The 11,572-nt window shown below is 64.1% G+C and carries 9 protein-coding genes; 8 read left to right on the top strand and 1 reads right to left on the bottom strand.

Annotated features, from left to right (window positions below; translation table 11 throughout):
* Positions 1-59 precede the first annotated feature (59 nt).
* From M5G11_RS17040 to M5G11_RS17020, 5 genes are all read left to right on the top strand, one after another.
* On the top strand, positions 60-1,340 hold the full coding sequence (locus M5G11_RS17040; protein WP_273911726.1) for a glycerate kinase type-2 family protein: 1,281 nt from the start codon (positions 60-62) through the stop codon (positions 1,338-1,340).
* Entirely contained in the window at positions 1,330-2,745 is a 1,416-nt protein-coding gene (pyk, locus tag M5G11_RS17035; protein ID WP_273911725.1) for a pyruvate kinase, read from the top strand. Before M5G11_RS17040 ends, pyk begins: the two co-directional genes overlap by 11 nt.
* Before the next feature lie 162 nt (positions 2,746-2,907).
* Positions 2,908-3,798 carry an urea transporter gene (locus tag M5G11_RS17030; RefSeq protein WP_273911724.1) on the top strand — a complete coding sequence of 297 codons (891 nt, stop codon included), beginning with the start codon at positions 2,908-2,910 and terminating at the stop codon, positions 3,796-3,798.
* Positions 3,799-3,842: 44 nt separating this feature from the next.
* Positions 3,843-4,667 (top strand): ion transporter, encoded by an 825-nt coding sequence (locus M5G11_RS17025; protein WP_273911723.1) that lies wholly within the window; start codon positions 3,843-3,845, stop codon positions 4,665-4,667.
* A gap of 92 nt (positions 4,668-4,759) precedes the next feature.
* Positions 4,760-5,758, top strand: coding sequence for a sulfate ABC transporter substrate-binding protein (locus M5G11_RS17020; protein ID WP_273911722.1), 999 nt, complete (start codon positions 4,760-4,762; stop codon positions 5,756-5,758).
* Between the two features lie 68 nt (positions 5,759-5,826).
* On the opposite strand, the gene fabV is transcribed toward M5G11_RS17020, so the two are convergent.
* Complete coding sequence (gene fabV / locus M5G11_RS17015; RefSeq protein WP_273911721.1) at positions 5,827-7,026, bottom strand: enoyl-ACP reductase FabV; 1,200 nt, start codon at positions 7,024-7,026, stop codon at positions 5,827-5,829.
* A 346-nt stretch (positions 7,027-7,372) separates the two neighbouring features.
* Here fabV and M5G11_RS17010 point away from each other — a divergent pair, with 346 nt between their 5' ends.
* The 3 genes from M5G11_RS17010 to M5G11_RS17000 all read left to right on the top strand — a co-directional run bounded on the left by M5G11_RS17010 (position 7,373) and on the right by M5G11_RS17000 (position 11,543).
* Positions 7,373-7,762: a DUF2946 domain-containing protein gene (locus M5G11_RS17010; RefSeq protein WP_273911720.1), complete on the top strand. Its 390-nt coding sequence runs from the start codon at positions 7,373-7,375 to the stop codon at positions 7,760-7,762.
* Positions 7,763-7,863: 101 nt separating this feature from the next.
* Complete coding sequence (locus M5G11_RS17005; protein ID WP_273911719.1) at positions 7,864-10,032, top strand: TonB-dependent receptor; 2,169 nt, start codon at positions 7,864-7,866, stop codon at positions 10,030-10,032.
* 47 nt (positions 10,033-10,079) lie between these two features.
* Positions 10,080-11,543 (top strand): PepSY domain-containing protein, encoded by a 1,464-nt coding sequence (locus M5G11_RS17000; RefSeq protein ID WP_273911718.1) that lies wholly within the window; start codon positions 10,080-10,082, stop codon positions 11,541-11,543.
* Positions 11,544-11,572 lie beyond the last annotated feature (29 nt).

Genomic DNA, 11,572 nt, shown 5'->3' with positions numbered 1-11,572 from the left:
CACGGAGGCAGGCCCAAGGGCGTTTTCGATTCTGCAGAACAATAAGATTGGAGCCTGCCATGTCGGTCGATCCGCAACAATTCCTGCGCGAGCTGTTCGACACAGCCATCGACGCCGCGCACCCACGCCAGGTCCTTGAAGCGTACCTGCCCAGCGACCGCAGCGGTCGCGTCATCGTCATCGGCGCCGGCAAGGCTGCCGCCGCCATGGCCGAAGTGGTCGAGCGCAGCTGGAAAGGCGAAGTCTCGGGCCTGGTCGTGACCCGCTATGGCCACGGCGCCAGCTGCTCGAAAATCGAAGTGGTCGAAGCCGCCCACCCGGTCCCGGATGCCGCCGGCCTCGCCGTCGCCAAGCGCGTACTGGAAATGGTCAGCAACCTCACGGCCGAAGACCGCGTGATCTTCCTGCTGTCTGGCGGTGGCTCTGCCCTGCTGGCGCTGCCTGCCGCCGGCCTGACCCTGGCCGACAAGCAGCAGATCAACAAGGCCCTGCTCAAGTCCGGCGCCACCATCGGCGAGATGAACTGCGTGCGCAAGCACCTCTCGGCGATCAAGGGCGGCCGCCTGGCCAAGGCCTGCTGGCCGGCCACCGTCTACACCTATGCGATTTCCGATGTACCGGGCGACCTCGCCACGGTCATCGCCTCCGGCCCCACCGTGGCCGACCCGAGCACCTCGGCCGAAGCCCTGGCGATCCTCAAGCGCTACCACATCGAAGCGCCCAAAGCGGTGATCGACTGGCTGAACAACCCGGCCTCGGAAACCGTCAAGGCCGACGACCCGGCCCTGGCCCGCAGCCACTTCCAACTGATCGCCCGGCCCCAGCAATCGCTGGAGGCTGCTGCGGTCAAGGCGCGCCAGGCCGGCTTCAGCCCGCTGATCCTCGGCGACCTCGAAGGCGAGTCGCGTGAAGTGGCCAAGGTGCACGCCGGCATTGCCCGCCAGATCGTCCTGCACGGCCAGCCGCTGGCGGCCCCTTGCGTGATCCTCTCCGGTGGCGAAACCACCGTGACCGTGCGCGGCAACGGCCGTGGCGGGCGCAACGCCGAGTTCCTGCTGAGCCTGACCGAAAGCCTCAAGGGCCTGCCGGGTGTCTACGCCCTGGCCGGTGACACCGACGGCATCGACGGTTCGGAAGAAAACGCCGGTGCCTACATGACCCCGGACAGCTACGCGCGTGCCCAGGCCCTGGGCCTGTCGGCAGCGGACGAGCTGGACAACAACAACGGCTACGGCTACTTCGCCGCGCTCGACGCACTGATCGTTACCGAGCCGACCCGGACCAACGTCAACGACTTCCGTGCCATCCTGATTCTCGAGACTGCCCAACATGACGCCTGACAAAAAAGTCAAAATCCTCGCCACCCTCGGCCCAGCAATCAACGGCATCGACGACGTTCGCCAGTTGGTCGAAGCCGGGGTGAACATCTTCCGCCTCAACTTCAGCCACGGTGAGCACGCCGACCACGCCCTGCGCTATCAGTGGATCCGCGAAGTGGAAGCCCAGCTGAACTACCCGCTGGGCATCCTCATGGATCTGCAAGGGCCGAAGCTGCGCGTCGGCCGCTTTGCCGACGGCAAGGTCCAGCTGCAACGCGGCCAGGCCCTGCGCCTGGACCTGGACAGCACCCCGGGCACCCTGGAGCGGGTCAACCTGCCACACCCGGAAATCATCGCCGCGCTTGAGCCAGGCATGGACCTGCTGCTCGACGACGGCAAGCTGCGCCTGCGCGTGACCGCCAAGCACGCCGACGCCATCGACACCGAAGTGCTTAACGGCGGCGAGCTGTCCGACCGTAAAGGCGTGAACGTACCACAGGCCGTGCTGGACCTCAGCCCGCTGACCGCCAAGGACCGCCGCGACCTGAGCTTCGGCCTGGAGCTGGGCGTGGACTGGGTGGCCCTGTCGTTCGTGCAGCGCCCGGAAGACATTATTGAAGCGCGCCAGTTGATTGGTGACCGCGCCTACCTGATGGCCAAGATCGAGAAGCCGTCGGCGGTGACCCAACTGCGCGAAATCGCCGAGCTGAGCGACGCGATCATGGTCGCCCGTGGCGACCTGGGCGTGGAAGTCCCGGCCGAAAGCGTGCCGCAGATCCAGAAGAACATCATCACCACCTGCCGCCAACTGGGTCGCCCGGTGGTCGTGGCGACGCAGATGCTCGAGTCGATGCGCTTCTCCCCTGCCCCGACCCGCGCCGAGGTTACTGACGTGGCCAATGCCGTGGCCGAAGGCGCCGATGCGGTGATGTTGTCGGCAGAGACGGCCTCGGGCGAGTACCCGCTGGAAGCCGTGCAGATGATGAGCAAGATCATTCGCCAGGTAGAAGGCGGCCCGGATTACCAGGCCCAGCTCGACGTCGGTCGCCCGCAGGCGGAAGCCACCATGTCGGACGCGATCAGCTGCGCGATTCGCCGGATCAGCAGCATCCTGCCGGTGGCCGTGCTGGTGAACTACAGCGAGTCGGGCAGTTCGACCCTGCGTGCCGCGCGCGAGCGGCCACGGGCGCCGATCCTCAACCTGACGCCGAACTTGAACACTGCACGGCGCCTGAGCGTGGCCTGGGGTGTGCACTCGGTGGTCAATGATCGCCTGCGCCAGGTAGATGAAGTCTGCTCGACGGCGCTGGAAATCGCCCAGGCGCAAGGTATGGCCAGCCGTGGTGACACGCTGCTGATCACCGCCGGTGTGCCTTTTGGCAAGCCGGGGTCGACTAACACGCTACGGATCGAGACGTTGATCTGATGTGATGCTATCGCCGGCAAAGCCGGCTCCCACAGGGTTGGAGGTGTATTCAACTTTGTGGGAGCCGGCCTTGCCGGCGATGAATCCACCACCGTTCTACCCAACCCATGTGGGAAACACAGCCCAAAGAGGCGCCCCACTTCACCCACCAGACCTGCCCCTATGTACACCAAGAATTTTGTAAACCCTTGCCCTGACTGGGCAACGGCCTTGCTCAACGGCTTCAGCCAGGTGCTCTTGCAGCGCAACCCGCTGTGCGGCCTGTTCTGCCTGCTGGCCATTCTCATCAGTGCCCCAGAACTGATCGGCGGCGCCCTGCTCGGCGCGCTCGCAGGATTGCTCACCGCGCAACGCCGCGGCTACAACCGCACCGACCGCCAAGCCGGCCTCTACAGCTACAACGGCGTGCTGATCGGCCTGCTGCTGAGCTACGCGCTGCCCTGGTCGGCGATCCTCGCCCCGCTGATCATCGCCGCCGGCGGCCTGAGCAGCATGCTCGTGCACCAATGGCTCAAGCGCGCCAGCTCCAACCTGCTGCTGCCCGCCTACACCGCGCCCTTCGTGCTGATCGGCTGGGCCGTGTTGCTGGTCAGCGAGCCCGGCGCCAACGCTGCCGCCGCCCCGGTCGAACACAACGCGCTGTACGCACTGGCCCGTGGCCTGGGCGAGATCTTCCTGCTGGACAACCCGCTAGCCGGCCTGCTGATCGCCATCGGCCTGCTGCTGTCGAACCGCTACGCCGCCGCCTGGGCATTGCTCGGCGCCGCCGTCGGGGGCAGCGTCGCGTTGATCGGCGGTGAAGCCAGCGCCGCCTATGCCGGCTTGTACGGCTTCAACGCCGCCCTCGCCGCCCTGGCCTTCAGCCAGACCCGCAAGCAACCCTGGCTGCCACTGCTGGCGATGCTCCTGGCGATCATCCTGCAACCGCTGGTTGCCCAGTTGCCGGTGCCGGGCCTGACCGCGCCGTTCATCCTCGCCTGCTGGCTGGTGCTGATCGGCCAGCGCGTGCTGCGCCAGCCGCTGGCACGCCGCGCCGGGCGCTTGCATAGCTGAAGCGCTGCCCCTAGGCTCAGCTCCATTGTTGAATGGAGCTGCGCATGGAAACCCCTTCGAGCTGGCGCGACCGGCTCTACGTCATCGTCTTTCAAACCGATACCGTCGCCGGGCGACGCTTCGACACCATCCTCCTGCTGATCATCCTCGCCAGCCTGGTGGTCGTGGTCCTCGACAGCATCGACGAGGTCCACCAGCACTACGCCAACCTGCTGGCGATCATCGAATGGGGCTTTACCGCGGTGTTCCTGATCGAGTACCTGGTGCGCCTGTACTGCTCGCCCAAGCCGCTGCGCTATGCCTTCAGCTTCTACGGGCTGGTGGATTTACTGGCGATCCTGCCGGGGATCATCGCCATCTACTATTCCGATGCACAGTTCCTGATGATGATCCGGGTCATCCGCATGCTGCGGATCTTCCGCGTGCTCAAGCTCGCGCCCTACCTCAAGCAGGCGCATTACCTGCTGGCGGCGTTGCAGGGCAGCAAGCAGAAAATCATCGTGTTCCTGCTCAGCGTGTCGACCCTGGTGACCGTGTTCGGCACCCTGATGTACGTGATCGAAGGGCCGGAGCACGGCTACACCAGCATCCCCAAGGGCATCTACTGGGCCATCGTCACCCTGACCACCGTGGGCTATGGCGACATCGTGCCCAAGACCCCGCTAGGCCAGGTGCTGAGCTCGCTGGTGATGATCACCGGTTACTCGATCATCGCCGTGCCCACCGGCATCTTCACCGCCGAACTGGCCAATGCCATGCGCGGTGAACAGCTCAAGCACGACTGCCCGACCTGCCGCAAAAGCAGCCACGAACATGGCGCGGCCTTCTGCTCCCGCTGCGGCAATGTGCTTTTCAAGAAAGTGGAATAAGCAAAGTACTTTTTAATCTTTTAGTGTCTAAAGGCCAGCCGTTATAGTCGTCGCCATAATGCTTCTTAGCCAACTCCAACAAGGAATGCGCAGTGAAAAAACTCTTCAGTGCCTCGCTTCTGGCCGCAGGTCTGGCCTTGAGCACTCTGGCCCAGGCGGCCCCGCCGCTGCTCAACGTTTCCTATGACGTGATGCGCGACTTCTACAAGGACTACAACGCGGCCTTCCAGAAGCACTGGGAAGCGGAGCACAAAGAGAAGCTCCAGGTGCAGATGTCCTTCGGCGGTTCGAGCAAGCAGGCGCGCTCGGTGATCGACGGCCTGCCGGCCGACGTCATCACCATGAACATGGCCACCGACATCAATGCCCTGGCCGACAACGGCAAGCTGGTGCCGGAGAACTGGGTAACGCGCCTGCCGAACAACAGTGCGCCATTCACCTCGGCCACCGTGTTCATCGTGCGCAAGGGCAACCCCAAGGCCCTGAAAGACTGGCCAGACCTGCTCAAGGACGGCGTCCAGGTCATCGTGCCCAACCCGAAGACCTCGGGTAACGGCCGCTACACCTACCTGTCGGCCTGGGGCTACGTGCTGAAGAACGGCGGCGACGAGAACAAGGCCAAGGCTTTCGTCGGCAAGCTGTTCAAGCAGGCGCCAGTGCTGGACACCGGTGGCCGCGCGGCCACCACCACCTTCATGACCAACCAGATTGGCGACGTGCTGGTGACCTTCGAGAACGAAGCGGAAATGATTGCCCGCGAGTTTGGTCGTGATCAATTCGAAGTGATCTACCCGAGCGTGTCGGCAGAAGCCGAGCCGCCGGTGACCGTGGTCGACAAAGTGGTCGAGAAGAAAGGCACCCGTGCGGTAGCCGAGGCCTACCTGAAGTACCTGTGGTCGCCTGAGGCCCAGGAGATTGCCGCCAACAACTACCTGCGTCCACGTGACCCGGCGGTGCTGGCCAAGTACACCGACCGCTTCCCGAAAGTCGACTTCCTCTCGGTCGAGAAGACCTTTGGTGACTGGCGCACCGTGCAGAAGACCCACTTCAACGATGGTGGCGTGTTCGACCAGATCTACACCGGGCAGTAATCACCGCCCGTAACGCAAAAGGCCCATGTCTCGCGACATGGGCCTTTTTGGTTTACAGCGAGTGCTGCTTACAGCTCGATGCAGTCGAACGGCGTGTCGGTAGCAACGTCGGCTTCGTAGTCGACATCCTGACGCTCAAAGCCGAACAGCTTGAGGAACTCTCTCTTGTAGCCGGCGTAGTCGGTCAGTTCGAACAGGTTCTCGGTGGTCACCTGTGGCCAGAGTGCCTTGCAGGCATCCTGTACGTCGTCACGCAGTTCCCAGTCGTCCAGGCGCAGGCGGCCTTTTTCGTCCAGTTCGGCTGGTTGGCCATCGGCGCGGAACAGGCGGTCGCGGAACAGACGGTCCAGTTGATCCTGGGTGCCTTCGTGAACGCCCTTCTCCTGCATGATCTTGAAGACCATCGACAGGTACAGCGGCATTACCGGGATGGCCGAGCTGGCCTGGGTAACCACGGACTTGAGCACGGCAACGTTGGCGCCGCCGGCGACTTTCTGGTTCAGGCGCAGGGCGGTTTCGTCGAGGTCCTGCTTGGCTTTGCCCAGGGCACCGTGCCAGTAGATCGGCCAGGTGATTTCGGTGCCGATGTAGCTGAAGGCCACGGTGCGCGCTTGCGGGGCCAGCACGCCGGCGTCGCTCAGGGCGTTGATCCACAGCTCCCAGTCCTGGCCGCCCATCACGGTGACGGTATCGGCGATTTCCTGCTCGGTGGCAGGCTCGATCGAGGCTTCGATGATGGTGTCTTTGTTGGTGTCGATGGCGGTCGACTTGTACGGCTGGCCGATGGGCTTGAGTACCGAGCGAATGACTTCGCCGGTGTCTGGCAGTTTGCGCACAGGCGAGGCCAGCGAGTAGACGACCAGGTCGACTTGGCCGCCCATTTCGTTCTTGATCAGCTCGATGACCTTGGCGCGGGCTTCGTGCGAGAAGGCGTCGCCGTTGATCGACTTGCTGTACAGGCCTTCGGCCTTGGCGAACTTGTCGAAGGCGGCGGAGTTGTGCCAGCCGGCGGTGCCGGGCTTGGTCTCAGTGCCTGGCTTCTCGAAGAACACACCCAGGGTATCGGCGCCGTAGCCGAAGGCGGCGGTGATGCGTGCAGCCAGGCCGTAGCCGCTGGAGGCGCCGATGACCAGGACTTTTTTCGGGCCATCTTTGCGCAAGCCCAGCTTGCGGGTTGCCTCGATCTGATCACGTACGTTCAGTTCGCAGCCTTTCGGGTGCGTAGTGGTGCAGATGAAACCGCGAACTTTGGGTTTAATGATGGCCAATGTCTGTACCTCGTCATTGAAAATACGTGGGGAACCGGGGTTTTGGGGCGCCGGTTGATCCGGTTAATTAGAGGGTGAGACTACACCCGTGGCAGATCGGACACATCTTACGGGTTGATCGTGCGGTTTCAAGGGTTTGCTGACGTTGCTGCCTACACCGTACAAAGCAAAGCCACCCACATACCCACTGTGTGAGCTGGCCTTGCTGAAAGGTCAATTTCACTGGAGTGAAGGGGCCCGCAAGCCCCACAAAAAACCAAAACTCGTACTCGTCCACTGCCCAACCCTGACATTCATGTCATACCTTGCCTTCTGCCCATAACCGTTCGATGCTAAAGTCCCCGCCATGACCTTCTCTGCCACCCCCAACCGCCCGCTGATTGCCTGGACGCTCTATTTTTGTGTCCTGTTCAATCTGTTCGCCTGCGGTCTGGGCCATGGCCAGATGATGGGCCTGAAGCTCAACGGCATTGGCGGGGCGTTCTGTTCCGCCATGGGCAACCCCGGCCCGACCCTGAAGAGCGACTACAGCGAAGACAGCGTTGCCGGTTGGGACAGCATGCAAACCTGCCCAGTGTGCGCCGCTGCCGTGGTGTGCCTGGGCCTGAGCCTGGTCATTGGCTGGCTGCTGGCGATCAGTCGCCCACGCCGCTATGTCCGCGAGCTGCGCAGCAAAGCCCCGCCGCGTTATTGCTGGCCCGCCGCCAACCCCCGCGCCTCCCCCGCTCTGGTCTGACTGCCCAGGCCGCCCGTGCGGCCGCCCAAAACCGGCCTTTTTTTGTTGCGCCTGCCCGAGCAGGTGCCACCGGCCGCTGGCTCATTTCCAGAGTTCGCTTGATGACCAACACCTCCCGTTACCCTGGGTGCGCAGCCCTGCTCTGCGCGCTGTCGTTCAACGCCATGGCCGATCACACCGTGACCCTGCCTGACGTACAAATCACCGATGTCGAAGACTCGCACGAAGGCGTGCTGCTCGATACGCCATCACAAACCGGCTCGCGCCTGGGCCTCACGCCCCGCGAAACGCCGGCCTCGGTCAATATCGTCAACCATCGACAACTCGAACAGCGCGGCGCACAAACCACCCAGGACGCCCTCGCCGGCGTACCCGGCATGACCGCCGCGTCGCCACCAGGCTCGGCGGGGTCGGTGGCCTACCGGGGCTTTTCCGGCGCGCAGATCACCCAGTTGTTCAACGGCATTACCGTGCAATACGACGCGATTGCCGCCCGCCCGGTGGACAGCTGGATCTACGACCGCGTCGAGGCCATCGGCGGGCCGTCGAGCTTCCTGTTCGGCGCCGGCGCCGTGGGCGGCTCGATCAACTACATCACCAAGCTGGCCAGCCGCGACGAAAACTTCAACGAAGGGCGCATCAAGTACGGCTCCTACGACAGCAGCGAAACCTCGTTCGGCTTCAACCACGCCCTCAACGACGGCGACGGCATCCGCAACTACGCGCGCCTGGATTTCAGCCACAGCCACAGCAACGGCTATGTCGACCGCGAAGAGCGCGATGCCTGGACCGTCGCCTTCTCGCTACTCACCGACTTCAACGACCAGCTGTCCCACACCTTGGCTTTGGAATACCAGAACGAGGTGGTCGACAGCCCATACTGGGGCAGCCCCGTGCTCAACCCGCTGGGCGGCGAAATGAAGGTCGACGAGAGCCGCCGCTTCGAGAACTACAACGTCGAGGATGGCCGCTACGAGCAGCGCGTGCGCTGGCTGCGTTCGATCACCGACTACCGCTTAAACGACGACACTTCGCTGCGCAACACGCTCTACCACTACAACGCCGAGCGTAATTTCCGCAACCTGGAGACCTACGCCTACAACGCCGACAACAATAGGGTGATCCGCTCCAACGCACTGCTGCAACGCCACGACCAGGAGCTCAATGGCAACCGCCTGGAACTGCTGCATGAAGGGCAGTTGTTCGGCCGGCGCAGCCAGTGGTCGGCGGGGGTGGACTACAGCCACAACGTGTCGATGAACTACCCGCGCTCGATCAACCGGGTGTTCGACAGCGTCGACCCGGGCAACTTCGACCCAGGCAAGTTCTACGACCTGCCCGGCATGCTCCCCGGCTACCAGAAGAACCGCCAGAACACCGTGGACACCTGGGCCGTGTTCCTCGAGAACCGCCAGCAGTTGACCGATCGATTGTCGCTGCTGACCGGCCTGCGCCATGACCATGTCGACCTGCAGGTGCACAACTACCGCGCCGTGGACGCCAACAACCCGCTGGACTTCAAGCGCGTCTACGAGCCCACCACCGGGCGCATTGGCCTGGTCTACGAACTGACCCCGACCGCCAACGTCTACGTGCAGTACAGCACCGCCGCCGACCCGCCGGCTGGCATCCTCTCGACTGCAAGCTTTGCCACGGTGCGTGACTTCGACCTGAGCACCGGCAAGCAGATCGAGGTGGGCAGCAAGTTCGACTTCCTCGACGGGCTGGGCTCGGCGACGGTTGCCGCCTACCAGATCGAGCGCAAAAACCTGGCCACCGCCGACCCGGCCAATCCGGGCGTGACCCAGCCGGTGGGCAAGCAGACCTCACGCGGCATCGAAGTGGCCGCCTCGCTGCGCGTCACCCCGCAACTGCTGGCCGAGGGCAACTTTGCCTATGTCGATGCCCAGTACGACGAGTTCAACGAGAACGTCGGCGGCACCAGCGTGTCGCGCAAGGGCAACACCCCGACCAACATCCCCGAGCGGGTGGCCAACCTGTGGTTGACCTACGACATCGACCCGAGCTGGCAGATTGGCGGTGACAGCCGCTACGTGTCCTCGGTGTATGCCGACGCCGCCAACACCCGCTATGCCCCGGCGTACACGGTGTTCGGCGCGTTTGTCGGCTACAAGGTAGATGCAGACACGCGCATTACCGCGCGGGTGCGCAACCTGACCGATGAGGTGTACGCCCGCTGGACGTCGTCGAGCATGCTCTACCTGGGCGCGCCACGGACGTTCGAGCTGGCCGTGCAGACCCGCTTCTGACTGGAACAGGCCGGGGCTGAATGCCCCGGCCTGCGAGGAACTGTGTGATGAAGCGTTACCTGTACCTGTGGCATCGCTGGCTGGGCATCGTGCTGTGCCTGTTCATGGCGCTGTGGTTCGTGTCCGGCGTGGTCATGCTCTATGTCGGCTACCCGAAACTGACGCCGCGCGAGCACCTGCTGCATTTGCCGGTGCTGGGCAGCCCCGCGCCGAGCGTGGGCCTGGACGCGGCCATGACGGCGGCCGACCCGCTGCGCCCACCCGCCAGCATGCGCCTGAGCACGGTGGCCGGCGAGCCGCGTTACCTGTTCACTTATCCGGGCCACAGCAATGTGGCGGTGAGCGCCGTGAGCGGGCAGAAAATCCCGGCGGTTGATCGTGAGCAGGCCCTGGCCAGCGCCCGGCAATACGCGCCGCAGGCACACGCCGAATATCGCGGGGCGGTGGACGAAGACCTGTGGAGCCATTCCCGCGGGCTGGATGCGGACCGTCCGCTGCAGCGCGTGGAACTGGACGATAGCGACAACACCTTGCTGTACATCTCCGGGCAAACCGGCGCGGTGGTGCGCGATGCCACCCGGCTGGAGCGTGGCTGGAACTACGTAGGCGCCTGGCTGCACTGGCTGTACCCGCTGCGCGGCATTGGCCTGGACGGGATCTGGACCAATATCGTGATCTACCTGTCGCTGGCGGCGACGGTCATGGCGCTGCTCGGTTCGGTGATCGGCGTGTTGCGCTGGCGCTTCCAGCGCCCGTATCGCAGCGGCTCGCGCTCGCCGTATCGCGGGTTTGCGCGCTGGCACCACCTGGGCGGGCTGATATTTGGCAGCCTGGCGATCACCTGGATCTTCAGCGGGCTGATGTCGATGAACCCCTGGCAGGTGTTCAGCAGTGCGACGCCGTTGAAGGTGGCGGCGTATTCGGCTGGGCCGCTGACGACCACGGCGTTTCCACTGACCGCGCAGCAGGCACTGGCGCGTTTCGATGGGCAAGGTTTCAAGGCGCGCGAGCTGGAATGGCGGTTGATCGGGGGGGCCGGGTATCTGGTCGGGCATGACGGCGCGGGCAGCACGCGGGTGCTGTCGATGGCCGATGGGCAGGTGCTGACGCGCTTGCCGCGCGAGGTGCTGGAAAGTGCAGCGAAGGCAGTATGGCCTGAGGGGCGGATGCACAGTGAGCAGTTGGAGGCCTACGACTTCTACTATTACGCCCGCGCCGAGCACAGCATGATGGGGCATATCGAGAAGCGCCTGCCGGTGTTGCGGGTGAAGTTTGATGATCCGCAGCAGACCTGGCTGCACCTGGACCTGTACACCGGTGAAGTGCTCGGGGTGCTCGATCAGCCCAAGCGGGCATCGCGCTGGCTGTTCGCCCTGCTGCACAGCTGGGACTGGTTGCCGCTGCTGCACAACCGGCCACTGTGGGATGTGTGGATGATCGTGCTGAGTGTGGGCGGCCTGCTGATCAGTGGGACCGGGTTGGTGCTGGGGTGGCGGCGGTTGCGGCATTGACTGTATTGCCCGATTCTCTGTGAGGGCTC

This window comes from Pseudomonas fontis, from assembly GCF_028656955.1.
In the GTDB taxonomy this organism is placed as follows: Bacteria; Pseudomonadota; Gammaproteobacteria; order Pseudomonadales; family Pseudomonadaceae; genus Aquipseudomonas; species Aquipseudomonas fontis.
Note: the sequence above shows the minus strand (reverse complement) of the source record. Positions and strands in the feature narration are given on the sequence as shown.